Annotated in this window: 23 protein-coding genes; 9 read left to right on the top strand and 14 right to left on the bottom strand. The window is 59.1% G+C overall.

Translation table 11 applies throughout. The annotated features are described in order from the left end of the window. Nucleotides 1-2: 2 nt before the first annotated feature. From hflD to ACYZTS_RS16390, 4 genes are all read right to left on the bottom strand, one after another. On the bottom strand, nt 3-626 hold the full coding sequence (hflD, locus tag ACYZTS_RS16375; RefSeq protein ID WP_461990470.1) for a high frequency lysogenization protein HflD: 624 nt from the start codon (nt 624-626) through the stop codon (nt 3-5). Next, nucleotides 623-1,768, bottom strand: coding sequence for a tRNA 2-thiouridine(34) synthase MnmA (mnmA, locus tag ACYZTS_RS16380; protein ID WP_461990472.1), 1,146 nt, complete (start codon nt 1,766-1,768; stop codon nt 623-625). The genes hflD and mnmA overlap by 4 nt, the downstream gene beginning before the upstream one ends. 59 nt (nt 1,769-1,827) lie before the next feature. Then, nucleotides 1,828-2,274: an NUDIX hydrolase gene (locus ACYZTS_RS16385; RefSeq protein WP_461990473.1), complete on the bottom strand. Its 447-nt coding sequence runs from the start codon at nt 2,272-2,274 to the stop codon at nt 1,828-1,830. Between the two features lie 227 nt (nt 2,275-2,501). Next, entirely contained in the window at nt 2,502-4,727 is a 2,226-nt protein-coding gene (locus ACYZTS_RS16390; protein WP_461990475.1) for an NADP-dependent isocitrate dehydrogenase, read from the bottom strand. 493 nt (nt 4,728-5,220) lie between these two features. Between ACYZTS_RS16390 and icd the strand changes: the two genes are divergently transcribed. Then, nucleotides 5,221-6,477, top strand: coding sequence for an NADP-dependent isocitrate dehydrogenase (icd, locus tag ACYZTS_RS16395; protein ID WP_461990477.1), 1,257 nt, complete (start codon nt 5,221-5,223; stop codon nt 6,475-6,477). 54 nt (nt 6,478-6,531) lie between these two features. Here the strand turns inward: icd and ACYZTS_RS16400 are convergent, their stop codons facing one another. After that, a complete protein-coding gene (locus ACYZTS_RS16400) occupies nt 6,532-6,825 on the bottom strand; it encodes a cold shock domain-containing protein (RefSeq protein ID WP_461990479.1) in 294 nt (97 codons plus the stop codon). Nucleotides 6,826-7,050: 225 nt separating this feature from the next. Here ACYZTS_RS16400 and clpS point away from each other — a divergent pair, with 225 nt between their 5' ends. Further along, on the top strand, nt 7,051-7,434 hold the full coding sequence (clpS, locus tag ACYZTS_RS16405; RefSeq protein ID WP_020799529.1) for an ATP-dependent Clp protease adapter ClpS: 384 nt from the start codon (nt 7,051-7,053) through the stop codon (nt 7,432-7,434). A 30-nt stretch (nt 7,435-7,464) separates the two neighbouring features. Continuing rightward, nucleotides 7,465-9,735 (top strand): ATP-dependent Clp protease ATP-binding subunit ClpA, encoded by a 2,271-nt coding sequence (gene clpA, locus ACYZTS_RS16410; RefSeq protein WP_461990481.1) that lies wholly within the window; start codon nt 7,465-7,467, stop codon nt 9,733-9,735. A gap of 232 nt (nt 9,736-9,967) precedes the next feature. Here clpA and infA read toward each other — a convergent pair whose 3' ends face one another. From infA to aat, 3 genes are all read right to left on the bottom strand, one after another. Beyond that, complete coding sequence (gene infA / locus ACYZTS_RS16415; protein WP_002553999.1) at nt 9,968-10,186, bottom strand: translation initiation factor IF-1; 219 nt, start codon at nt 10,184-10,186, stop codon at nt 9,968-9,970. A gap of 100 nt (nt 10,187-10,286) precedes the next feature. Next, nucleotides 10,287-10,994, bottom strand: coding sequence for an arginyltransferase (locus tag ACYZTS_RS16420; protein WP_028623970.1), 708 nt, complete (start codon nt 10,992-10,994; stop codon nt 10,287-10,289). Between the two features lie 55 nt (nt 10,995-11,049). Then, nucleotides 11,050-11,730, bottom strand: coding sequence for a leucyl/phenylalanyl-tRNA--protein transferase (gene aat / locus ACYZTS_RS16425; RefSeq protein WP_461990483.1), 681 nt, complete (start codon nt 11,728-11,730; stop codon nt 11,050-11,052). Between the two features lie 500 nt (nt 11,731-12,230). Here aat and ACYZTS_RS16430 point away from each other — a divergent pair, with 500 nt between their 5' ends. The 6 genes from ACYZTS_RS16430 (at nt 12,231) to cysG (ending at nt 19,921) form a co-directional block, all read left to right on the top strand. Next, nucleotides 12,231-14,642, top strand: coding sequence for a DNA translocase FtsK (locus tag ACYZTS_RS16430; RefSeq protein ID WP_028623972.1), 2,412 nt, complete (start codon nt 12,231-12,233; stop codon nt 14,640-14,642). A 66-nt stretch (nt 14,643-14,708) separates the two neighbouring features. After that, a complete protein-coding gene (gene lolA, locus ACYZTS_RS16435) occupies nt 14,709-15,332 on the top strand; it encodes an outer membrane lipoprotein periplasmic chaperone LolA (protein ID WP_028623973.1) in 624 nt (207 codons plus the stop codon). 201 nt (nt 15,333-15,533) lie between these two features. After that, complete coding sequence (locus ACYZTS_RS16440; RefSeq protein ID WP_461990485.1) at nt 15,534-16,856, top strand: replication-associated recombination protein A; 1,323 nt, start codon at nt 15,534-15,536, stop codon at nt 16,854-16,856. Beyond that, complete coding sequence (crcB, locus tag ACYZTS_RS16445; protein WP_461990487.1) at nt 16,856-17,230, top strand: fluoride efflux transporter CrcB; 375 nt, start codon at nt 16,856-16,858, stop codon at nt 17,228-17,230. Before ACYZTS_RS16440 ends, crcB begins: the two co-directional genes overlap by 1 nt. Nucleotides 17,231-17,245: 15 nt before the next feature. Beyond that, nucleotides 17,246-18,526: a serine--tRNA ligase gene (serS, locus tag ACYZTS_RS16450; protein WP_461990489.1), complete on the top strand. Its 1,281-nt coding sequence runs from the start codon at nt 17,246-17,248 to the stop codon at nt 18,524-18,526. Beyond that, complete coding sequence (gene cysG / locus ACYZTS_RS16455; RefSeq protein WP_461990491.1) at nt 18,527-19,921, top strand: siroheme synthase CysG; 1,395 nt, start codon at nt 18,527-18,529, stop codon at nt 19,919-19,921. A 157-nt stretch (nt 19,922-20,078) separates the two neighbouring features. On the opposite strand, the gene ACYZTS_RS16460 is transcribed toward cysG, so the two are convergent. From ACYZTS_RS16460 to tusD, 6 genes are all read right to left on the bottom strand, one after another. After that, nucleotides 20,079-21,080 carry a glutathione S-transferase family protein gene (locus ACYZTS_RS16460; protein WP_461990492.1) on the bottom strand — a complete coding sequence of 334 codons (1,002 nt, stop codon included), beginning with the start codon at nt 21,078-21,080 and terminating at the stop codon, nt 20,079-20,081. A gap of 90 nt (nt 21,081-21,170) precedes the next feature. Next, nucleotides 21,171-22,172: a glycosyl transferase family protein gene (locus ACYZTS_RS16465; protein ID WP_461990494.1), complete on the bottom strand. Its 1,002-nt coding sequence runs from the start codon at nt 22,170-22,172 to the stop codon at nt 21,171-21,173. Next, a complete protein-coding gene (locus tag ACYZTS_RS16470) occupies nt 22,169-22,504 on the bottom strand; it encodes a TusE/DsrC/DsvC family sulfur relay protein (protein WP_028624367.1) in 336 nt (111 codons plus the stop codon). The genes ACYZTS_RS16465 and ACYZTS_RS16470 overlap by 4 nt, the downstream gene beginning before the upstream one ends. Continuing rightward, nucleotides 22,501-22,794 carry a sulfurtransferase complex subunit TusB gene (gene tusB, locus ACYZTS_RS16475; protein ID WP_461990496.1) on the bottom strand — a complete coding sequence of 98 codons (294 nt, stop codon included), beginning with the start codon at nt 22,792-22,794 and terminating at the stop codon, nt 22,501-22,503. Before tusB ends, ACYZTS_RS16470 begins: the two co-directional genes overlap by 4 nt. Beyond that, nucleotides 22,794-23,156 carry a sulfurtransferase complex subunit TusC gene (tusC, locus tag ACYZTS_RS16480; protein ID WP_461990498.1) on the bottom strand — a complete coding sequence of 121 codons (363 nt, stop codon included), beginning with the start codon at nt 23,154-23,156 and terminating at the stop codon, nt 22,794-22,796. The genes tusB and tusC overlap by 1 nt, the downstream gene beginning before the upstream one ends. A 1-nt stretch (nt 23,157) precedes the next feature. Then, nucleotides 23,158-23,550: a sulfurtransferase complex subunit TusD gene (tusD, locus tag ACYZTS_RS16485; RefSeq protein WP_461990500.1), complete on the bottom strand. Its 393-nt coding sequence runs from the start codon at nt 23,548-23,550 to the stop codon at nt 23,158-23,160. Nucleotides 23,551-23,641 lie beyond the last annotated feature (91 nt).

Consider the following 23,641-nt stretch of genomic DNA (forward strand, 5'->3'; position numbering starts at 1 on the left):
GTTCAGCTGTTGCGCATCAGCGGGTACAGCTCTTTGAGCAATTTGCGACGGCTGATCACCAATTGCCAGCGATGACCACCCAGCTGCCGCCACAGGCGTGCCGAACGAATCCCGGCGAGCAGCAGGGCGCGGATCTTGGAAGCATTGCTCGGTTGCTGCAGGTTGCGCATGTCACCGTGCACCTGAATTCGCTGGCGCAGGGTGCTCAGGGTGTCCTGATACAGCGCGCCGCAGGCCGCGATGACGTTTTCGTGCGCCGTCCCGAAGTGCTCGACCTGGGACTGGATCTGCGGCAGCCGTTTGCCGATCTCGTCCAGCATGTCGTCGCGCTTGGCCAATTGCCGTTCGAGGCCGAGCATCGCCAGGGCGTAACGCAACGGTTCGCGCTGCAAGGTGCTCGGATCACGCTCGAGGGCGCCGATCAGTGCGCGATAGCCCTCGCGCAGATTGAGGTCGTCGCCGCCGTAGACTTCCAGCGTGTCCTTGGGGTCGCGAATCAGCAGGCTGCCGAGCATGCAGGTCAGCCCGGCTTCAGTGGTCTGCCCGGTCTTGGCGATCTTGTCGACCAGCACGGCGGCGAGGAAGACGCCGCCCAGCGCCGTCAGTTGCTCCTGAGTCGGATTCATTGGGCTTGGCTCTGGGAAGGCTGGCTGCTGGTCCACGGCTCTGCCACTTCGATCACGCCACCGCCGAGGCAGATTTCACCGTCGTAGAAGACCACGGACTGACCCGGGGTGACCGCGCGCTGCGGGTCATCAAAGGTAGCGCGGTAGCCGGTGGCGGTTTTTTCCAGCGTGCAGGGCTGGTCGCTCTGGCGGTAACGTACTTTGGCGGTCAGCTGGCGCGGCTCGCTCAAATCGATCGGGTTGACCCAATAGATGTCCGAAGCGAGCAGGGCGCGGGAGAACAGGTACGGGTGATCGTTGCCTTGGCCGACGATCAGTTCGTTGTGTTCCAGATCCTTGATCAGCACGTACCACGGCTCGTCACCGGCGTCTTTCAAGCCGCCGATGCCCAAACCCTGACGCTGGCCGATGGTGTGATACATCAAGCCGTGGTGACGGCCGATCACTTCACCTTCGGTGGTCTTGATCTCGCCGGGCTGGGCCGGCAGGTATTGCTTGAGGAAATCGCTGAAGCGGCGTTCGCCGATAAAGCAGATGCCGGTGGAGTCCTTTTTCTTCGCGGTGGCGAGGTCGTGTTTCTCGGCGATCGCGCGCACTTCGGGTTTTTCCAGCTCGCCGACCGGGAACAGCGTCTTGGCGATCTGTTCGCCGCCGACGGCGTGCAGAAAATAGCTCTGATCCTTGTTCGGATCCAGCCCCTTGAGCAGTTCGGTACGGCCATCAATATCGCGACGGCGCACGTAGTGACCGGTGGCGATCAGGTCGGCGCCAAGCACCATCGCGTAGTCGAGGAACGCCTTGAACTTGATCTCGCGATTGCAGAGGATATCCGGGTTTGGCGTGCGACCGGCCTTGTATTCGGCCAGGAAGTGCTCGAACACGTTGTCCCAGTACTCGGCGGCGAAGTTGGCGGTGTGCAGCTTGATACCGATCTTGTCGCACACGGCCTGAGCGTCCGCCAGGTCGTCCATCGCGGTGCAGTATTCCGTTCCATCGTCTTCTTCCCAGTTCTTCATGAACAGGCCTTCCACTTCGTAACCCTGCTCGATCAGCAGGAGAGCGGAAACGGAAGAGTCCACGCCGCCGGACATACCGACAATGACGCGCTTCTTTTGTGTGTCAGAAGGGGCTGGATCACGCATAGGGATTCAACGAGTGTCTTGAAAAAGGACGCGATTCTAGCAGGCCCAAGGCCACAAGGCTAAAGAGAAGGGCGGATCAATTCGAGGCCGAAGTGTTTGCCGTCCAGATAATCATCGATGCAGCGGATGATCAGCTCACTGCGCCAATTGCCCCGCTGTTCGATTAATTCCTCCCGCGTCAGCCACTTGGCGCCGACGATGCCGTCGTCAAGCTGATAGTCGGGATGATGCCTGATTGGCTTGGCGGTGAAACAAATCCGCTGATAGGTCACGCCGTTGCTCGGTGCGGTGTAAAGGTAAATGCCCACGACGCTGGTGGGTTCGACGTCCCAGCCGGTTTCTTCGAGGGTCTCGCGGACGACGGCGTCGATCAGGGTTTCATCAGGGTCGAGGTGGCCTGCGGGCTGATTGAGCACAACGCGCCCGCCTTTGAGTTCTTCGACCATGAGGAAGCGGCCGTTGTCTTCGACTATAGTGGCGACGGTGATGTGGGGTTTCCAGTCCATAAAAAATCCTCGATTTCAAATGCGCAAAAAATTTCAATGCAGGAACCGGCCCTTGTGGGAGCGAGCCTGCTCGCGAAAGCGCTGGGTCAGACGAACCGGTGTTGAATGATATATCGCTTTCGCGAGCAGGCTCGCTCCCACAGGGAGGGTTTTGCCAGTTAGGTTGGGTAGAAGGCAGAAACCAAAACCCCGGCACTGGGCCGGGGCTTCTTTGCATCCTTACAACCTTACACCAGCGCAGCAATCGCCGCGTTGAAGGTGTTGCTCGGGCGCATGGCCTTGCTGATCAGCTCGGCATTGGCGTGGTAGTAACCGCCGATGTCTACTGGCTTGCCCTGAACGGCATTGAGCTCGGCAACGATGGTCGCCTCGTTCTCGGTCAGAGTCTTGGCCAGATCGCCGAACTGCGCTTGCAGTGCCGCGTCTTCGGTCTGGGCGGCCAGGGCCTGAGCCCAGTACAGCGCCAGGTAGAAGTGGCTGCCGCGGTTGTCGATGTTGCCGACTTTGCGCGAAGGCGACTTGTTGTTGTCGAGGAACTGGCCAGTGGCCTGATCCAGGGTCTTGGCCAGCACCAGCGCTTTCGGGTTGTTGTACGTCACACCCAGATGCTCAAGGGATGCGGCGAGGGCGAGGAACTCACCCAGCGAATCCCAGCGCAGGAAGTTTTCTTCCAGCAGTTGCTGAACGTGCTTCGGTGCCGAACCACCAGCGCCGGTTTCGAACAGACCACCGCCATTCATCAGCGGTACGATCGACAGCATCTTGGCGCTGGTGCCCAGTTCCATGATCGGGAACAGGTCAGTCAGGTAGTCGCGCAGCACGTTGCCGGTCACCGAGATGGTGTCCTTGCCGTCGCGAGTGCGCTTCAACGTGAACTTCATCGCGTCGACCGGCGCCATGATCTGGATATCCAGACCGGCAGTGTCGTGATCCTTCAGGTAAGCCTGAACTTTCTCGATCACTACGCCATCGTGAGCGCGCATCGGGTCGAGCCAGAAAATCGCCGGCGTGCTGCTCGCGCGAGCGCGGTTCACGGCCAGTTTGACCCAGTCCTGAATCGGCGCGTCTTTGGTCTGGCACATACGGAAGATGTCGCCTTCTTCAACCGATTGCTCCAGCAGCAGAGTGCCTTTGCTGTCGGTGACGCGAACAACGCCGTTGGTCTTGATCTGGAAGGTCTTGTCGTGCGAGCCGTACTCTTCGGCTTTTTTCGCCATCAGGCCCACGTTTGGCACGCTGCCCATGGTGGTCGGATCGAAGGCGCCGTTGATCTTGCAGTCTTCGATCACTGCCTGGTAGATGGTCGCGTAGCAGCGATCCGGGATCACCGCCTTGGTGTCGTGCAACTGGCCGTCGGTGCCCCACATCTTGCCGGAGTCACGGATCATCGCCGGCATCGAGGCGTCGACAATGACGTCGCTCGGCACGTGCAGGTTGGTGATGCCCTTGTCGGAGTTGACCATCGCCAGCGACGGACGCACAGCGTAGACCGCCTGGATGTCTGCTTCGATTTGCGCTTGCTGCTCGGCCGGCAGGGCCTTGATGCGAGCATACAGGTCGCCGATGCCGTTGTTCAGGTTAAAGCCGATCTGCGCCAGCACGTCAGCGTGCTTGGCCAGTGCGTCTTTATAGAACTCGACAACGATCTGGCCGAACATGATCGGGTCGGAGACCTTCATCATGGTGGCTTTGAGGTGAACCGACAGCAATACGCCTTTGGACTTGGCGTCTTCGATTTCCGCTGCGATGAAGCTGCGCAGCGCGTTTTTGCTCATCACTGCGCAATCGAGGATCTCACCGGCTTGCACAGTGGTCTTTTCTTTCAGGACGGTGGTGGTGCCGTCCTGAGCGATCAGTTCGATTTTGACAGCGTCGGCCGCGTCGATCAGGGCCGCTTTCTCGCTGCCGTAGAAATCACCGGTGCTCATGTGCGCCACATGCGACTTGGAGTCTTTGGCCCAGGCGCCCATTTTGTGCGGGTGCTTGCGCGCGTAATTCTTGACCGACAGCGGCGCGCGGCGATCGGAGTTGCCTTCGCGCAGAACCGGGTTCACGGCGCTGCCCTTGATCTTGTCGTAACGCGATTTGGCTTCTTTGTCAGCGTCGCTGGTCACGGTTTCCGGGTAGTCCGGCAGCGCGAAGCCCTGGGCTTGCAGCTCTTTGATCGCGGCTTGCAGTTGCGGAACCGATGCGCTGATGTTCGGCAGCTTGATGATGTTGGCTTCAGGCGTAACGGCCAGGTCGCCCAGTTCGGCGAGGTGGTCGGCTACGGCTTTGTCACCCAATTGCTCGGGGAAGCTGGCCAGAATGCGCCCTGCAAGAGAGATATCGCGGGTTTCAACGGCGATATCAGCCGAAGCGGTGAACGCTTCTACGATAGGCAACAGTGAATAGGTGGCGAGGGCTGGGGCTTCGTCGGTGAAGGTATAGATGATCTTCGAGCGGGTGGGCATATTCGGATTAACTCTCTCTTCTTTGCTAAAGCGTGCGCAGAAACTCGAGGGGCGCCGGGTAAGCGCGTTCGTTCAAAGTCATCCATGAGCCGAATGTCGAGTTTTGTGCGCGGTGATGTTGGGTGCATCAGTCGAGCGGCAAGCGGGTGGACTGCGGTAACAGTCCTGCTTTTCAGGCTGGAAGTCTCGTCGTAGAGAGGTCGGCCGTCGTGACTCTGTGGTCAGCGGGCGGCATTATACATAGGTAGCTGGCAATCTGCCGATGGTTCATAGGTAACCATTCTCGTCCATTGGTCTAAAGGTCGCAGGGCAGCGGGGTGCGTAGAGTCGTCGAACGTGCTTGAGTTTGGCGCTTTTCCCTTTGCTTTCAGGCTTGTACGTCGCGAACGTCGCAGCTTTGCGGCAGATGGGTGGAACATAGGGTTTGCGTGCTGATTCAACTGGGGTACGCTCGGACGAAGCCAGATGTTCAATCCAAACAATGGAGTTCAGCATGGGATACAAGAAGATTCAGGTTCCAGCCGTCGGCGACAAAATCACCGTCAACGCGGACCATTCTCTCAATGTTCCTAACAACCCGATCATCCCCTTCATTGAAGGTGATGGTATTGGTGTTGATATCAGCCCGGTCATGATCAAGGTTGTCGATGCTGCTGTTAAGAAGGCTTACGGCGGCGAGCGCAAAATTTCCTGGATGGAAGTCTACGCCGGGGAGAAAGCGACTCAGGTTTACGATCAGGACACCTGGCTACCTCAGGAGACCCTCGACGCAGTCAAGGATTACGTGGTTTCCATCAAAGGCCCGCTGACCACGCCGGTCGGTGGCGGCATCCGTTCGCTGAACGTGGCACTGCGTCAGCAACTCGACCTTTATGTGTGCCTGCGCCCGGTGCGCTGGTTCGAAGGCGTGCCTAGCCCGGTGAAAAAGCCAGGCGACGTCGATATGACGATCTTCCGCGAAAACTCGGAAGACATTTATGCCGGTATCGAGTGGAAGGCCGGCTCGCCGGAAGCGACCAAAGTCATCAAGTTTCTCAAAGAGGAAATGGGCGTCACCAAGATCCGTTTCGACGAAAACTGCGGTATCGGCGTCAAGCCGGTTTCGCTGGAAGGCACCAAGCGTCTGGCGCGCAAGGCCCTGCAGTATGTGGTCGACAATGACCGCGACTCGCTGACTATCGTGCACAAAGGCAACATCATGAAGTTCACCGAAGGTGCCTTCAAGGAATGGGCCTACGAAGTGGCAGCTGAAGAGTTTGGCGCGACGTTGCTCGACGGTGGTCCGTGGATGCAGTTCAAGAACCCTAGAACCGGCAAGAACGTTGTCGTCAAGGATGCCATCGCCGACGCCATGCTCCAGCAGATCCTGCTGCGCCCGGCCGAATACGATGTGATCGCGACCCTGAACCTGAACGGCGATTACCTCTCCGATGCTCTTGCGGCGGAAGTGGGCGGCATCGGTATTGCGCCGGGTGCCAATCTGTCCGACACCGTGGCCATGTTCGAAGCCACCCACGGTACCGCGCCGAAATACGCCGGCAAGGACCAGGTCAACCCGGGATCGCTGATTCTGTCTGCGGAAATGATGCTGCGTCACATGGGCTGGACTGAAGCAGCTGACCTGATCATCAAGGGCACCAACGGCGCGATTTCCGCCAAAACCGTGACCTATGACTTCGAACGTCTGATGGACGGTGCGAAGCTGGTGTCGTCTTCCGGGTTCGGTGATGCGTTGATCTCGCACATGTAAGCGAACGCGTGAAAAAAAACCGCCTTCGGGCGGTTTTTTCATGACAGGTTGATGTCAGCTCGACACCTTCTCCGCTTGAATGGCAATTTTTGTCTCCGGTTTGCTCGGTTTGCTCGGTTGCTCGGCAGCGATGATCTTCACCGCATGCAGCCCTTTAGGGCCCTGGACGATTTCGAAATTGACGAGCTGCCCGGCCTTGAGGGTTTTGTAGCCATCCATTTCGATAGCCGAATAATGAGCAAAGAAATCAATGGTACAACCATCCTCGTAGCGGCCTTCGGCGGCATCAGTGTTGATGAACCCGAACCCCTTGGCGTTGTTGAACCACTTGACCTTACCGACTGACATGCTCATATCCCTCTGCAACAGACTCCATCACTGGAGTATCATCCAGTACATCCGCAGTCGAACCTGTGAAATAAGTTTGACTCCGCGGACCTTTTTTACCCACTGTGGGCTCTATTGGTTGTAACACCGTTTTGCTGATAGTCAAGGTGACCAGGCAGTCGGAGTTGAAATCGTTCAAAGCCGTCCCCACTACTGTATTCGCACAACTGACGAACCTTTCTTTCCATGCATGCAATCAGCCAGATTCGACTAACATTCAATCAGGATCGCCCGACTCTCCAAAAAGATCGCCCGGAGGAACACGACGACGATTCCGCAGGCATTGCTGTTCAGGAGGCCAAGCCTGCTTTACAGGCGCCGCCGATGTACAAGGTGGTTTTGTTTAATGATGACTACACACCGATGGATTTCGTCGTCGAAGTGCTCGAGGTGTTTTTTAACCTGAATCGTGAGCTGGCGACCAAGGTCATGCTGGCCGTCCATACAGAAGGACGGGCAGTATGTGGAGTGTTTACCCGCGACATCGCCGAGACCAAGGCCATGCAGGTCAACCAGTACGCCAGGGAAAGCCAGCATCCGCTACTCTGTGAAATCGAGAAGGACGGTTAATCGCCGACCACTTGGGTATGAGGTGAAGCTATGTTAAACCGCGAGCTCGAAGTCACCCTCAATCTTGCCTTCAAAGAGGCACGTTCGAAGCGTCATGAATTCATGACCGTCGAACACCTCTTGCTGGCCCTATTGGATAATGAGGCTGCCGCCACCGTATTGCGTGCGTGCGGCGCCAACCTCGACAAACTCAAGCATGATCTGCAAGAGTTCATCGACTCCACTACGCCGTTGATCCCCCTTCATGACGAGGATCGCGAGACCCAGCCAACCCTGGGCTTCCAGCGCGTTTTGCAGCGTGCAGTGTTTCACGTGCAGAGCTCGGGCAAGCGTGAAGTAACCGGTGCCAATGTGCTGGTTGCAATCTTCAGTGAGCAAGAGAGTCAGGCGGTGTTCCTGCTGAAACAGCAGAGCGTTGCGCGCATCGATGTCGTCAACTACATCGCTCACGGCATTTCGAAAGTGCCGGGGCATGGCGATCACTCTGAAGGTGAACAAGATATGCAGGACGACGAGGGCGGTGAGTCTTCTTCTTCAGGCAATCCTCTGGATGCTTATGCCAGCAACCTCAACGAACTCGCGCGCCAGGGTCGAATCGATCCATTGGTTGGCCGTGAGCTGGAGGTCGAGCGTGTCGCGCAGATTCTCGCGCGCCGGCGCAAGAACAATCCGTTGCTGGTCGGCGAAGCGGGCGTGGGCAAGACCGCGATCGCCGAAGGCCTGGCCAAGCGCATTGTCGACAACCAGGTGCCGGACCTGCTGGCCAACAGCGTGGTGTATTCGCTGGATCTGGGCGCATTGCTGGCCGGGACCAAGTACCGCGGTGACTTCGAGAAGCGCTTCAAGGCGTTGCTCAATGAGTTGAAAAAACGCCCGCAGGCGATCCTGTTCATCGACGAGATCCACACCATCATCGGTGCGGGTGCCGCGTCTGGTGGCGTGATGGATGCTTCGAATCTGCTCAAGCCTTTGCTGTCGTCCGGCGACATTCGCTGCATCGGTTCGACTACGTTCCAGGAATTTCGCGGAATCTTCGAGAAGGATCGCGCGTTGGCCCGGCGCTTCCAGAAAGTCGACGTGTCGGAGCCGTCGGTGGAAGACACCATCGGCATCCTGCGCGGGCTGAAAGGTCGTTTCGAGCAGCATCACAGCATCGAATACAGTGATGAAGCCTTGCGTGCCGCTGCCGAACTCGCTTCGCGTTATATCAATGACCGGCACATGCCGGACAAGGCAATCGATGTGATCGACGAGGCGGGCGCCTATCAGCGTCTACAACCGGTCGAGAAGCGTGTGAAGCGCATTGAAGTGCCGCAGGTAGAGGACATCGTTGCGAAAATCGCGCGGATTCCGCCTAAGCACGTCAATACCTCTGATAGAGAGCTGCTGCGTAACCTTGAGCGTGACCTGAAGCTAACCGTATTTGGCCAGGATGCTGCGATCGACTCGTTGTCGACCGCGATCAAGCTGTCCCGTGCCGGTCTCAAGTCGCCTGACAAGCCAGTCGGTTCGTTCCTGTTCGCAGGGCCGACCGGCGTCGGTAAAACCGAAGCGGCGCGTCAGCTGGCCAAGGCGCTGGGGATCGAGCTGGTTCGCTTTGACATGTCCGAGTACATGGAGCGCCACACCGTATCGCGTCTGATCGGTGCGCCTCCGGGGTATGTCGGGTTTGATCAGGGCGGCCTGTTGACGGAAGCCATCACCAAGCAGCCTCACTGCGTGCTGTTGCTCGATGAAATCGAAAAGGCGCACCCGGAAGTCTTCAACCTGCTGCTGCAGGTGATGGACCACGGCACGCTCACCGATAACAACGGGCGCAAGGCGGACTTCCGTAACGTGATCGTCATCATGACGACCAACGCCGGTGCAGAGACTGCAGCGCGTGCGTCGATCGGTTTCACCCATCAGGACCACTCGTCTGATGCGATGGAAGTGATCAAGAAGAGCTTCACGCCGGAATTCCGCAACCGTCTGGACACCATTATCCAGTTTGGTCGCCTCAGTCATGAGGTTATCAAGAGCGTGGTGGACAAGTTCCTCACCGAGCTTCAGGCGCAGCTGGAAGACAAGCGCGTATTGCTGGAAGTGACCGATGCTGCGCGTAGTTGGCTGGCGGCGGGAGGTTATGATGCGGCAATGGGTGCTCGACCAATGGCTCGTCTGATTCAGGAAAAGATCAAGCGTCCGCTGGCGGAAGAAATTCTGTTTGGCGAACTGGCCGAGCATGGCGGTGTGGTTCACATCGACATCAAGGACGGCGAGTTGACGTTTGACTTCGAGACGACGGCTGAGATGGCCTGACGTTTACCGCAACAATGCAAAAGGCGCCGCAAGGCGCCTTTTTGCTGTCCATCAAATCACCGCGATCCCTGTAGGAGTGAGCCTGCTCGCGATGGCCTCATGCCAGCCAATATTGGCGTCACTGACATACCGCTTTCGCGAGCAAGCCCGCTCCCACATCGCCCTGTGTGCAATCTCAAACCTTGCACACACAAAAACGCCCGGCATAACCGGGCGTTTTGTATTGACTTGATTAGCGAGCGCGGTAAGTGATGCGCCCTTTGCTCAAGTCATAGGGCGTCAGCTCGACGCGCACTTTGTCGCCGGTAAGAATACGAATGTAGTTCTTGCGCATCTTGCCGGAAATATGCGCGGTTACGACGTGCCCGTTTTCCAACTCCACACGAAACATGGTGTTGGGCAGGGTGTCGACGACAGTGCCTTCCATTTCGAAGCTGTCTTCTTTCGACATGCAGTAAAGCCCTCGGTGTCCAATGAATGGCCCGGTGCAACTGCGCCAGGCAAAAGCGGCGTGCATTGTGCCCGAAAAATGGGGTTTAAGCCAAGGGGTTCTAGTTCAGGATGACCCAACGCTGATTAATCAGCAGTTCAATGGGCCGATATTGCGTCTTGTAGCTCATCTTCTTGCAGTTCTTTATCCAGTAACCCAGGTAGACCGCTTCCAGTTGCAGTCGCTGAGCTTCGGCGATTTGCCAGAGGATCGCGTAACGCCCCAGGCTGCGGCGTTCTTCGTCGGGCTCATAGAAGGTGTACACGGCCGACATGCCGTTGGGCAGCAAATCCGTCACCGCCACAGCCAGCAACCGGCCCTCAAGGCGAAACTCATAAAATCGCGAGAACGGCAAATCGCGCACCAGGAACGTCGAAAACTGATCGCGACTCGGCGGATACATATCGCCATCGGCGTGCCGCTGTTCGATATAACGCTGGTAAAGGTCGAAGTACTCTTCACTGAACTTCGGCTTGGCCGGACGCACTTGCAGATCGACGTTGCGCTTGAATATGCGTTTTTGCTGACGATTGGGCGCGAACTGCGCCACAGGAATACGCGCCGGGACGCAGGCATTGCAGTTCTGGCAATGCGGCCGATAGAGATGATCGCCACTGCGCCGAAAACCCATTTCCGACAGGTCCGCGTAGACATGGACATCCATGGGCTGGCTAGGGTCAAGGAACAGGGTCGTCGCCTGCTCTTCAGGCAGATAGCTGCAAGAGTGAGGCTGAGTGGCATAGAACTTCAACCGCGCCAACTCGGTCATGATCAACCCTCGGGATAAGCTTTTGTTAAGTGTAAGCCACGCACGCCAAAGTCGCTCAGCAAACCCAGCTGGCGCCGTTGGGCTGGTCGAGATGGCGGGCCAGATAGCCGGCAAATTCCCTGCGTGCAATCGCCCGGGCGCCAAGACTGTGCAGATGGTCTGTCGGCATCTGGCAATCGATCAGGACGAAACCCGCGTTTTTCAGATGGCGCACCAGTGTGGCGAAGCCAAATTTTGAAGCATTGTCCGCGCGGCTGAACATGGATTCGCCGAAAAACAGCTGCCCCATCGCCAAGCCGTAAAGTCCGCCGACCAGCAGTTCACCGTCCCAGACCTCGACAGAATGCGCATAACCACGCGTGTGCAATTGGAGGTAGGCGTCCTGCATGGCCTCCGTGATCCAGGTGCCGTCTGCATAGTCCCGGGGCGCGGCGCAGGCGCGGATGACCGCCGCGAAATCCTGATCGAAGGTCACCCGATAGCGTTGCTGGCGGAGCAATTTGTTGAGACTGCGCGAAACATGCAATTCGTCGGGAAACAGCACCGTGCGCGGATCGGGCGACCACCAGAGAATTGGCTGGCCCTCGGAAAACCATGGGAAGCAGCCGTGCCGGTAAGCCTGAATAAGACGATCAGCGCTGAGGTCGCCTCCCGCAGCGAGCAACCCGTTGGGATCGCGCATGGCTTTGTCCAGCGGCGGGAAACTCAGGGTATTGCGTTGTAACCAAGTCAGCATGGCATTCAGGCTTGCAGAAGGGGAGGGCGGGTGACGGGCCAGGGCCCGTCGTCAGTGTGCCGTCAAACGTACGGAATGTCCTTCAGGATAATCGCGACATAACAGGATGCAATCGCAACTTGGCCGCATCAACAAGGTCGTAAACGGGCTCGGCGGCAGAGTGCCAGAGGTGTCTTGCTGCAGCGGCCGCGCATCGCTTCGTCTATAACTTCACCTCATAAGCCTTTGTCACAAAAGAAAATGCGTGATCAAATTGAACCGCTGATTGAGGTTCATTGGACCGGGCGTACACGGCAGCCGAACCATGGCATCCGGCGAGCAAACCCGTACAATGCCGGCTTGTTACAGAATATTCAGTGCGCACTGTGTTTTTAAAAGTCTGAACGCAGTGTTAAAAGTATTCCGGGTTGCCCCGGTTCACTGTTCGCCTGCCTTGATTGGGCAGTTTTTCATAGTCATTCAACAGATGGACGCGCCGTTGGCGCAGGAATAGAAGCGTTTTGAAGAAATCCACCGCAGCACCTAAACCAGCCGTCGTGCCGCTCTGGCGCCAGCAACTGCACTACCGACTCAAGGAAGGTGCATTGATCGCCATTGGCGCCCTGTGCCTGTTCCTGATGATGGCCTTGTTGACCTACGGCAAGGACGATCCGGGCTGGAGCCATAACAGCAAGATCGACGACGTGCAGAATTTCGGCGGTCCCGCGGGTTCATACAGCGCCGACATCCTGTTTATGGTGCTGGGTTACTTCGCCTACATCTTCCCGTTGTTACTGGCGGTCAAGGCGTATCAGATCTTCCGCCAGCGGCATCAACCCTGGGAATGGAGCGGCTGGCTGTTTTCCTGGCGTCTGATCGGCCTGGTGTTTCTGGTCCTGTCCGGTGCTGCGCTGGCTCATATCCATTTTCACGCCGCGACGGGTTTGCCGGCCGGCGCAGGTGGTGCGCTGGGCGAAAGCCTGGGCGATCTGGCCCGCAACGCGCTCAATATCCAGGGCAGCACCTTGCTGCTCATTGCCCTGTTCCTGTTTGGCTTGACGGTGTTTACCGACCTGTCGTGGTTCAAGGTGATGGACGTCACCGGCAAGATCACCCTTGATCTGTTCGAACTGTTTCAGGGTGCGGCCAATCGCTGGTGGGCCGCGCGCGTCGAGCGCAAACAACTGGTCGCGCAACTGCGAGAAGTCGACGATCGCGTGCATGATGTGGTCGCGCCAACGGTGACCGACAAGCGCGAGCAAGCCAAAGTCAAAGAACGCCTGATCGAGCGCGAACAGGCGCTGAGCAAGCACATGTCGGACCGCGAAAAGCAGGTGCCGCCGGTGATCGCCCCCGCACCGCCGAAGCCGTCCGCACCGAGCAAACGTGTAGAAAAAGAGAAGCAGGCGCCTTTGTTTGTCGACAGCGCGGTCGAAGGCACCTTGCCACCGATCTCGATTCTCGATCCGGCGGAGAAGAAGCAGCTCAACTATTCCCCGGAATCGCTGGCCGCCGTTGGCCATCTGCTGGAAATCAAGCTCAAGGAATTCGGCGTCGAAGTCTCGGTGGATTCGATTCACCCAGGCCCGGTGATTACCCGCTACGAAATTCAGCCAGCTGCCGGGGTCAAGGTCAGCCGCATTTCCAACCTGGCCAAAGACCTTGCGCGTTCGCTGGCGGTGACCAGCGTGCGGGTGGTGGAAGTGATTCCGGGCAAGACCACTGTCGGTATCGAGATTCCCAACGAAGACCGACAGATCGTGCGCTTCTCCGAAGTGCTGTCGACCCCCGAGTACGACAACTTCAAATCCCCGGTTACGTTGGCCCTCGGCCACGACATCGGCGGCAAGCCGGTCATCACCGATCTGGCGAAAATGCCGCACTTGCTGGTGGCCGGTACGACCGGTTCCGGTAAGTCCGTGGGCGTGAACGCGATGATCCTGTCGATCCTGTTCAAGTCCGGGCCGGAAGACGCCAAACTGATCATGATCGACCCGAAAATGCTTGAATTGTCGATCTATGAAGGCATTCCGCATTTGCTTTGCCCGGTCGTAACCGACATGAAAGACGCGGCCAACGCATTGCGATGGAGCGTGGCGGAGATGGAGCGTCGCTACAAACTGATGGCGAAAATGGGCGTACGTAACCTTGCCGGTTTCAATGCCAAGATCAAGGAAGCCCAGGACGCCGGCGAACCGCTGACCGATCCTCTGTACAAACGCGAAAGCATTCACGACGAAGCGCCGCTGCTGACCAAGCTGCCGACCATCGTCGTGGTCGTCGACGAATTTGCCGACATGATGATGATCGTCGGCAAGAAGGTTGAAGAGCTGATCGCCCGTATTGCGCAGAAGGCGCGTGCGGCCGGTATTCACTTGATTCTCGCCACCCAGCGACCGTCGGTGGACGTGATCACCGGTCTGATCAAGGCGAACATTCCGACGCGTATGGCCTTCCAGGTGTCGAGCAAGATCGATTCGCGGACCATCATCGATCAGGGCGGCGCCGAGCAATTGCTGGGTCACGGTGACATGCTCTACATGCCGCCAGGTACCAGTCTGCCGATTCGAGTGCACGGCGCATTCGTCTCTGATGACGAAGTCCACCGTGTGGTGGAAGCCTGGAAGCTGCGCGGTGCACCGGAATACAACGATGACATCCTCGCCGGTGTCGAAGAAGCCGGCAGCGGTTTCGAAAATGGTGGCAGCGGCGGTGGTGACGACGATGCGGAAACCGATGCGCTCTACGACGAAGCCGTGCAGTTCGTCCTGGAAAGCCGTCGGGCGTCCATCTCGGCGGTGCAGCGCAAGCTCAAAATCGGCTACAACCGCGCCGCACGCATGATCGAGGCCATGGAAATGGCCGGGGTCGTGACCTCCATGAACACAAACGGCTCGCGTGAAGTCCTGGCTCCGGGCCCGGTTCGCGACTGATCTGAAATTGAAGGGGTGGCGCCCTGTGGCGCCACCCGCACTCCCACGAATGTTATGAGGACTCCCATGCGTCTTATCCGCATGCTGTTGCTGCCGGTACTGGCTTTGACCACGCTTTCGGCCCACGCCGATGACAAGGACGTGACGCGTCTGACCCAACTGCTGGAGAAATCCCAGACCCTGTCCGCACGTTTCTCGCAGCTGACCCTCGATGGCAGCGGCACTCAGTTGCAGGAAACCACCGGCGAAATGTCGCTGCAGCGTCCGGGCCTGTTCTACTGGCACACCGATGCGCCAGCCGAGCAGACCATGGTCTCCGATGGCAAGAAAGTGACGCTGTGGGATCCGGATCTCGAGCAAGCCACCATCAAGAACCTTGATCAGCGCCTGACCCAGACGCCGGCCTTGCTGCTGTCTGGCGACGTGTCGAAGATCAGCCAGAGTTTCGACATCAGCGCCAAGGAAGCCGGCGGCGTGATTGATTTCACCCTGAAGCCGAAAACCAAAGACACCCTGTTCGACAGCCTGCGCCTGTCGTTCCGCAATGGTCTGGTCAATGACATGCAGATGATCGACAGCGTCGGTCAGCGCACCAACATCCTGTTCACCGGTGTGAAGGCCAACGAACCGATCGCTGCGTCCAAATTCAAGTTCGACATCCCGAAGGGTGCGGACGTGATTCAGGAATAAAACACAAGTCGAAAAGCGGGCTTTTGTGGCGAGGGAGCTTGCTCCCGCTGGACTGCGCAGCAGTCCCTTTTTGTTCAGGTAGAAAAGAGCGGGCGTTTCGCACTGGGGCGCCAGCCCGGCCCAGCGGGAGCAAGCTCCCTCGCCACAGGATTTCACCAGGCTTGGGCACTACGTGATAAAGCGAGGTTTTGAAAGTACGTGATGGACCTGTTTCGCAGTGCCCCGATTGCTCAGCCATTGGCCGCGCGCTTGCGTGCGGCTAACCTGGACGAGTACGTCGGTCAGGAACACCTGCTCGCTCGCGGCAAGCCTTTGCGCGAAGCGCTGGAGCAGGGTGCTCTGCACTCGATGATTTTCTGGGGGCCGCCGGGTGTCGGTAAAACCACCCTGGCGCGTTTGCTCGCAGAAGTCTCCGACGCGCACTTCGAGACCGTTTCGGCGGTACTCGCCGGGGTCAAGGAAATCCGCCAGGCCGTGGAAATTGCCAAGCAGCAAGCGGGGCAATACGGCAAGCGCACCATCCTCTTCGTCGATGAAGTGCATCGCTTCAACAAATCGCAGCAGGATGCGTTCCTGCCGTACGTCGAAGACGGCACGCTGATTTTCATCGGCGCGACCACTGAAAACCCCTCTTTCGAACTCAACAACGCTTTGCTCTCGCGGGCGCGTGTCTACGTACTCAAGAGCCTCGACGAAGCGGCGCTGCGCAAATTGGTCCATCGCGCGCTTACTGAAGAGCGTGGTCTCTGCAAACGGCAGCTGACCCTCAGCGATGAGGGCTTTCAGATGCTGCTGTCAGCCGCCGATGGCGATGGCCGGCGCCTGCTCAACCTGCTCGAAAATGCTTCGGACCTGGCGGAAGATGACAGCGAGATCGGCACCGACTTGCTGCAGAGTCTGCTCGGCGACACCCGTCGGCGTTTTGACAAGGGTGGCGAAGCCTTCTACGACCAGATTTCCGCCCTGCACAAATCGGTACGCGGCTCCAACCCCGACGGCGCGCTGTATTGGTTCGCGCGGATGATCGACGGCGGTTGCGATCCGCTGTACCTGGCTCGGCGCGTAGTGCGCATGGCCAGCGAAGACATCGGCAACGCCGACCCGCGCGCCCTGAGCCTGTGCCTGGCAGCGTGGGAAGTGCAGGAACGGCTGGGCAGCCCCGAAGGCGAGCTCGCTGTTGCACAAGCCATCACCTATCTGGCCTGCGCGCCGAAGAGCAATGCGGTTTACATGGGTTTCAAAGCGGCGATGCGCAGCGCCACCGAACACGGTTCGCTGGAAGTGCCGCTGCACCTGCGTAACGCCCCGACCAAGCTGATGAAGCAATTGGGTTATGGCGACGAATACCGCTACGCCCATGACGAACCGGACGCTTATGCGGCCGGCGAAGATTACTTCCCGGATGAACTCGACCCTCAGCCGTTCTATCAGCCGGTGCCGCGCGGCCTCGAGCTGAAGATCGGCGAGAAACTGAACCACCTCGCTCAACTCGACCGTCTCAGTCCCCGGCAGCGGAGAAAATAGTGCTCCCATTGATCGTTGCAGTTTCCATTGGCGGCGTCGCCGGTACGCTGTTGCGCTTTGCCACCGGCAACTGGATCAACGCGAATTGGCCGCGGCACTTCTATAGCGCGACGCTGGCCGTTAATATCGTGGGCTGTTTGCTGATCGGCGTTCTTTACGGTCTGTTTTTGCTCCGCCCGGAGGTGCCCATCGAGGTCCGTGCCGGGCTGATGGTCGGCTTCCTCGGGGGCCTGACGACATTTTCATCCTTTTCACTGGATACGGTGCGCCTGCTGGAAAGCGGGCAGGTGCCGCTGGCCCTGGGCTATGCGGCCATCAGCGTATTCGGCGGGCTGCTTGCCACCTGGGCCGGCCTGTCCCTGACCAAACTTTGATAACGAGAGACCGACATGCTCGATTCCAAACTGTTACGTAGCAACCTTCAGGACGTAGCGGACCGCCTAGCATCCCGTGGCTATACGCTGGATGTTGCGCGCATCGAAGCGCTGGAAGAACAGCGCAAGACCGTCCAGACCCGCACCGAAGCCCTGCAGGCTGAACGTAATGCGCGTTCCAAATCCATCGGTCAGGCAAAGCAGCGCGGCGAAGACATCGCGCCGTTGATGGCGGACGTCGAGCGCATGGCCGATGAATTGAGCGCCGGTAAAGTCGAGCTGGACGCGATCCAGACCGATCTGGACTCGATCCTGCTGGGTATTCCGAACCTGCCGCACGAATCCGTGCCGGTCGGCAAGGATGAAGACGACAACGTCGAAGTGCGCCGCTGGGGCACGCCGACCGCATTTGATTTCCCGGTTCAGGACCACGTCGCCCTAGGTGAGAAGTTCGGCTGGCTGGATTTCGAAACCGCTGCCAAGTTGTCCGGCGCACGTTTCGCCTTGTTGCGCGGCCCGATCGCACGTCTGCACCGCGCACTGGCGCAGTTCATGATCAACCTGCACACCAGCGAGCACGGTTATGAAGAGGCCTACACGCCTTATCTGGTCCAGGCACCGGCGCTGCAAGGCACCGGTCAGTTGCCCAAGTTCGAAGAAGACCTGTTCAAGATCGCCCGCGAAGGCGAAGCCGATCTGTACTTGATCCCGACCGCTGAGGTCTCCCTGACCAATATCGTTGCCGGTGAAATCGTCGATGCGAAATTGCTGCCGATCAAATTCGTCGCGCACACCCCGTGCTTCCGCAGTGAAGCTGGCGCATCGGGTCGCGATACCCGGGGCATGATTCGTCAGCACCAGTTCGACAAGGTCGAAATGGTCCAGATCGTCGAGCCGTCGACATCGATGGAAGCGCTGGAAGGCCTGACCGCCAACGCCGAGAAGGTCCTGCAATTGCTTGAATTGCCTTATCGGACACTGGCTCTGTGCACTGGCGACATGGGCTTCAGTGCGGTCAAGACCTATGACCTGGAAGTGTGGATTCCGAGCCAGGACAAATACCGCGAAATTTCCTCGTGCTCCAACTGCGGCGATTTCCAGGCCCGACGCATGCAAGCGCGCTTCCGCAACCCGGAAACCGGCAAGCCGGAACTGGTGCACACTTTGAACGGCTCCGGCCTGGCGGTGGGTCGTACGCTGGTGGCGGTGCTGGAAAACTACCAGCAGGCCGACGGTTCGATTCGAGTGCCGGACGTGTTGAAGTCGTACATGGGTGGCCTTGAGGTCATCGGCTAAATGGACTATCTGCCGCTGTTTCACAACCTGCGCGGCAGTCGTGTGTTGGTCGTCGGCGGGGGGGAGATTGCTTTGCGCAAATCCCGCCTGCTGGCCGAAGCCGGTGCGCTGCTGCGGGTCGTCGCACCTGAAATCGAACCGCAACTGCGCGAGCTGGTGGTCGGCAGCGGTGGCGATTGCCTGTTGCGTGGCTACGTCGAAGCGGATCTTGACGGTTGCGGGCTGGTGATTGCCGCCACTGATGATGAACCGTTGAATGCGCGGGTCTCCGCCGATGCTCATCGGCGCTGTGTGCCGGTCAACGTGGTCGATGCGCCGGCGCTGTGCAGCGTGATTTTCCCGGCGATCGTTGATCGTTCTCCATTGATTATCGCGGTTTCCAGCGGCGGCGATGCGCCGGTGTTGGCGCGGTTGATTCGGGCCAAGCTGGAAACCTGGATTCCTTCCACTTACGGGCAACTGGCCGGCCTGGCTGCGCGTTTTCGCAGTCAGGTCAAAGGTCTGTTCCCGGATGTGCAGCAGCGCCGGGCGTTCTGGGAAGATGTTTTCCAGGGTCCGATTGCCGATCGGCAACTGGCCGGACAGGGCACGGAAGCAGAGCGCCTGTTGCTGGCCAAGATTGCCGGCGAAGCACCGGCCACCACGGGAGAGGTTTATCTGGTGGGCGCTGGCCCGGGTGATCCTGACCTGCTGACCTTCCGCGCGTTGCGCCTGATGCAGCAAGCTGATGTGGTGTTGTATGACCGTCTGGTAGCGCCGGCAATTCTCGATTTGTGCCGTCGCGATGCCGAGCGGGTTTACGTCGGCAAACGTCGCGCTGAACACGCGGTGCCACAGGATCAGATCAATCAGCAATTGGTCGATCTGGCCAAGGCCGGCAAGCGCGTTGTGCGGTTGAAGGGCGGCGACCCGTTCATCTTCGGTCGTGGCGGTGAAGAGATCGAAGAACTGGCGGCTCATGGCATTCCGTTCCAGGTGGTGCCGGGCATCACGGCTGCCAGCGGTTGTGCGGCTTATGCCGGGATTCCGCTGACCCACCGCGATCACGCCCAGTCAGTACGCTTTGTCACCGGTCACTTGAAAGACGGTTCCACCGATTTGCCGTGGGCCGATCTGGTCGCGCCGGCGCAGACCCTGGTGTTTTACATGGGCCTGGTGGGGTTGCCGGTGATCTGCGAGCAGTTGATCAAACACGGCCGCTCAGCCGACACGCCGGCGGCGCTGATTCAGCAGGGCACCACGGTCAACCAGCGAGTGTTTACCGGCACGTTGGCCGATCTGCCGCGGCTGGTTGCGGAGCATGAAGTGCATGCGCCGACGCTGGTGATTGTGGGTGAGGTGGTGCAGCTGCGCGAGAAACTGGCGTGGTTCGAAGGGGCTCAGGCACAGCTCTAAACTGTGGCGAGGGGGCTTGCCCCCGTTGGGGCGCGCAGCGGCCCTTGCCCTTGAGTTTCCAGGAGGAGACTTGCTGCGCAGTCCAACGGGGATAAATCCCCTCGCCACAAATTAATGCCATCGCCACCCATGATTTCCTTCGCCGTGAAGGCTTTGATCAGCTTTTCTGCCAAACCCCTTTCCCATTCAACCGCGCCCGATCATGCGGCGCCGCAAAATCCTGCGCCGGCCCTTTCGGCACAATCCCTGTCGGATTGATGGTCTTGTGACTGCCGTAGTAATGATTCTTGATGTGGGTGAAATCCACCGTCTCGGCAATTCCCGGCCACTGGTACATTTCCCGCAGCCAGTTCGACAGGTTCGGATAATCGGCGATCCGCCGCAGGTTGCACTTGAAGTGACCGTGGTACACCGCGTCAAAGCGAATCAACGTGGTAAACAAGCGCACGCCTGCCTCTGTCAGGTATTCGCCGACTAGATAACGATTGGCGCCTAACAGCTGCTCCAGTCGATCCAGCTCGGCAAACACCTCATCGAACGCTTCTTCATAAGCCTGCTGTGACGTCGCAAACCCGGCGCGATACACGCCATTGTTCACCGCTGGATAAATACGGTCGTTCAACGCATCGATCTCGGCTCGCAGCGGTGCGGGGTAGAAGTCCAGTTTATTGCCGGTCAACTCATCAAAGGCGCTGTTGAACATGCGGATGATTTCCGCCGATTCATTACTGACGATGCGGTTCTGCTGCTTGTCCCAGAGCACTGGCACGGTGACGCGGCCGGTGTAGTCGGCGGTGTCGGCGGTATAGCGCTGGTGCAGGAAGCTCAGATCATCCAGTTTGTCGCCGGTGGAGCCGTGGGATTGGTCGAAGGTCCAGCCGTTCTCCAGCATCAGGTAGCTGACTACCGACACGTCGATCAGGCTGTCGAGGCCTTTGAGTTTGCGCAGGATCAGCGTGCGATGCGCCCACGGACAGGCGAGGGAGACGTAAAGATGATAGCGGCCGGGTTCGGCTGCAAAACCACCGACGCCGCTGGGTCCTGGCGTGCCGTCTGCGGTCACCCAATTGCGGCGCTGTGCTTGCTCGCGCTGGAATGCGCCGTCCTTGCTGCTTTCGTACCACTGGTCATGCCAGCGACCTTCAACTAACAAACCCATGTTCAGGACTCCTCAACCAATAAGCGTTGGAGAAGAGTCTATTCGCATAGGTTCGATAAAATAGCGCAAAGGTTGGGCGCTTATGATCGGTTAAATCGATTTGTCTCGCGCGTCCCAGTATTGCTGGGCGGTCTGGAAAGCCTGTTCGCGCGGTTGTCCGAGGCCACGCAGCGCCAAGGCCATGGTGGCGATGAGTGCCATTTGCGGATAGCTGTCGACCACATCGCCGCGCCACACCGCCTTCAGCTGTTGAGGATCGAGCGAAGCAGGTTTGACGTGACGCTGGCTCGACATCTGCGGCCATTCCTCGTCCCAACTCACGCCGCCGGTGGTGCCATACAAATGACTGGCAGCATCCGGATTGATTTCAATCTCGCCGCCGTCGCCCTTGACCACAATCGCGGTGTCACCGAGCAAGCCGCTGGCATCGCGGTGCACGGCCTGGTAACCGGGGTGAAAAATGCTTTGCAGGCCGCAGCGGGCGCCCAGTGGATTGAGAATTCGCGCCAGGGAATGAATCGGCGAGCGCAGGCCCAGTGTGTTACGCAAGTCGATCATGCGCTGCAAGGGCGGCGCCCAATCGATCAGGGGCATGAACGCCAGTCCGCCGTTATCCAGCGCCGAACCGACCTGTTGCCAGTTGCGGCACAGGGGGATTTTCAGTTCATTGAGCAGTTGCTCGCTGTACAGGCGCCCGGCCGTGTGTGCGCCGCCGCCGTGCATGAAGATGCGCAAGCCGTTTTGCCCCAGGCACTTGGCTGCCAGCAGATACCAAGGCAGATGGCGCTTCTTGCCGGCATAGGTCGGCCAGTCGAGGTCCACATTTAATGCCGGCGCTTGCAGCCGCTGACGCAGGGCTTCGGTGAACCCGGCCATTTCTTCGGCGCTTTCTTCCTTGTGCCGCAGCAACATCAGAAACGCACCAAGCTGGGTGGCCTCGACCTGGTCGTCGAGCACCATGCCCATGGCGACCCGGGCTTCTTCGCGGGTCAGGTCGCGGGCTCCCCGTTTGCCTTTGCCAAGAATGCGCACGAACTCGGCGAAAGGGTGTTCGGCGGGCGTTTCGAGGGTCAGCGCGGTGTAGTCGGTCATAAGCAATTCGTCGGTTTGGGCAGGCCCGCCAGTTTCGCGGCGAGTTTGGCAGGGGTGCCTTTGAACAGTCGGTTCAGGTGCAGGCTGTTGCCTTTTTCCGGGCCGAGCTTCAACGCGGTGTATTTGATCAGCGGACGGGTCGCTGGCGACAACTGGAATTCGGCGTAAAAGCTGCGCAGCAATTCGAGAATTTCCCAGTGCTCGGCGCTTAACTCGATGCCCTCGGCGGCGGCCAGGGCGCTGGCGACGTCGGCGGACCAGTCGCTCAGTTCCAGCAGAAAACCGTCCTTGTCCAACTCGATGGCGCGCGCGCCTACCGTCAGGGAATTCATAGCCAGCTGTTGACCTTGTCGTAGTGGATCGACAGTTCGACGAAGGCCGGGTAGTCAACGGCGGTGGCTGCGTCGGGGATGGCCAGTGCGCGGGCCTGAGCGTCTTCGGCCAGCACGAACAATGTCGGGCTTGCGGCGGCTAGCGCAGTGAACGGCGCCGTGCCGGGTTGCAGCGCATACACGGCGTCGCCGGTCAGCAGCACTGCATCGTTGGCGCCGATCACGCGCAGGCAGCTGGTCAGTCGGTCATCGCCGAACGGGGAATGAGACAACACGTGCAAAGTCGACATCAGAGGGTGATCACCTGGTCGTAACGGTCAATGAGTGCGGTGATTTGCGGCGCGGTCAGCACTTGGGCGTCTTCGAGGGACAAACCGGCCGGGTCGAGCCCGCGTTCGGCGGTGCTGTCGGCGCAGACGAACAGGTCTTCAACACCAAACATCGGCAAGGCCTGCAAATTGGCGCTCAGGTCCTTCAATTGCAAAGCCTTGGCGTCTTGCTTCGCGGCCAGTTGAAACACACCGTCATCGAGAAACAGCAGGCCGATCGGCAGATCGAAGGCGCCGCCGGCCAGCACGATGTCCAGAGCTTCGCGGGCACCCGGTCCCGACCACGGTGACTGGCGGCTGATAATCAGCAAGGATTTGGGCATTTCACGCGCCTCCGAAACAGATCAGACGGTCGGCATCCTGCACCGCGTCGTGCAACTGGCCCAGACCGGACAATTCCCACGGCGCACCAACGGCAACCGCTTCGCGCTGATAACGGCGGGCTTCTTCTGCGTTCAACACGCCACGGCGCAGGGCGGCAGCAATGCACACGACGCCGTCGAGTTGATGCTCGCTGACAAAGGCGCGCCATTGTTTGGGCAAATCCTGTTCATCCTGCGGCGTAACCACGCTGTCGGACGCGTTGTAGACGCCATCCTGATAAAAAAACAGCCGGACAATTTCATGACCGCCCGCCAGCGCGGCCTGGGCGAACAGCAAGGCGCGGCGCGAGGAGGGCGCATGGGCAGCGGAAAACAGCGCGATGGCGAACTTCATGACGGACTCGGGTCAACGGAACTGCGGCCATGATAAAGCTTTATGGGTGGGGCGGCGAAGTGGGTTTGCTCAAGAGCCGGTCGCCGCCATC

This window comes from Pseudomonas sp. TMB3-21 (genome assembly GCF_054898145.1).

What these genes read in the sequence shown, in the direction of transcription:
- hflD (WP_461990470.1), bottom strand. Translation starts at nt 626, where the DNA reads ATGAATCCGACTCAGGAGCAACTGACGGCGCTGGGCGGCGTCTTCCTC.
- mnmA (WP_461990472.1), bottom strand. Translation starts at nt 1,768, where the DNA reads ATGCGTGATCCAGCCCCTTCTGACACACAAAAGAAGCGCGTCATTGTC.
- ACYZTS_RS16385 (WP_461990473.1), bottom strand. Translation starts at nt 2,274, where the DNA reads ATGGACTGGAAACCCCACATCACCGTCGCCACTATAGTCGAAGACAAC.
- ACYZTS_RS16390 (WP_461990475.1), bottom strand. Translation starts at nt 4,727, where the DNA reads ATGCCCACCCGCTCGAAGATCATCTATACCTTCACCGACGAAGCCCCA.
- icd (WP_461990477.1), top strand. Translation starts at nt 5,221, where the DNA reads ATGGGATACAAGAAGATTCAGGTTCCAGCCGTCGGCGACAAAATCACC.
- ACYZTS_RS16400 (WP_461990479.1), bottom strand. Translation starts at nt 6,825, where the DNA reads ATGTCAGTCGGTAAGGTCAAGTGGTTCAACAACGCCAAGGGGTTCGGG.
- clpS (WP_020799529.1), top strand. Translation starts at nt 7,051, where the DNA reads ATGCATGCAATCAGCCAGATTCGACTAACATTCAATCAGGATCGCCCG.
- clpA (WP_461990481.1), top strand. Translation starts at nt 7,465, where the DNA reads ATGTTAAACCGCGAGCTCGAAGTCACCCTCAATCTTGCCTTCAAAGAG.
- infA (WP_002553999.1), bottom strand. Translation starts at nt 10,186, where the DNA reads ATGTCGAAAGAAGACAGCTTCGAAATGGAAGGCACTGTCGTCGACACC.
- ACYZTS_RS16420 (WP_028623970.1), bottom strand. Translation starts at nt 10,994, where the DNA reads ATGACCGAGTTGGCGCGGTTGAAGTTCTATGCCACTCAGCCTCACTCT.
- aat (WP_461990483.1), bottom strand. Translation starts at nt 11,730, where the DNA reads ATGCTGACTTGGTTACAACGCAATACCCTGAGTTTCCCGCCGCTGGAC.
- lolA (WP_028623973.1), top strand. Translation starts at nt 14,709, where the DNA reads ATGCGTCTTATCCGCATGCTGTTGCTGCCGGTACTGGCTTTGACCACG.
- ACYZTS_RS16440 (WP_461990485.1), top strand. Translation starts at nt 15,534, where the DNA reads ATGGACCTGTTTCGCAGTGCCCCGATTGCTCAGCCATTGGCCGCGCGC.
- serS (WP_461990489.1), top strand. Translation starts at nt 17,246, where the DNA reads ATGCTCGATTCCAAACTGTTACGTAGCAACCTTCAGGACGTAGCGGAC.
- cysG (WP_461990491.1), top strand. Translation starts at nt 18,527, where the DNA reads ATGGACTATCTGCCGCTGTTTCACAACCTGCGCGGCAGTCGTGTGTTG.
- ACYZTS_RS16460 (WP_461990492.1), bottom strand. Translation starts at nt 21,080, where the DNA reads ATGGGTTTGTTAGTTGAAGGTCGCTGGCATGACCAGTGGTACGAAAGC.
- ACYZTS_RS16465 (WP_461990494.1), bottom strand. Translation starts at nt 22,172, where the DNA reads ATGACCGACTACACCGCGCTGACCCTCGAAACGCCCGCCGAACACCCT.
- ACYZTS_RS16470 (WP_028624367.1), bottom strand. Translation starts at nt 22,504, where the DNA reads ATGAATTCCCTGACGGTAGGCGCGCGCGCCATCGAGTTGGACAAGGAC.
- tusB (WP_461990496.1), bottom strand. Translation starts at nt 22,794, where the DNA reads ATGTCGACTTTGCACGTGTTGTCTCATTCCCCGTTCGGCGATGACCGA.
- tusC (WP_461990498.1), bottom strand. Translation starts at nt 23,156, where the DNA reads ATGCCCAAATCCTTGCTGATTATCAGCCGCCAGTCACCGTGGTCGGGA.
- tusD (WP_461990500.1), bottom strand. Translation starts at nt 23,550, where the DNA reads ATGAAGTTCGCCATCGCGCTGTTTTCCGCTGCCCATGCGCCCTCCTCG.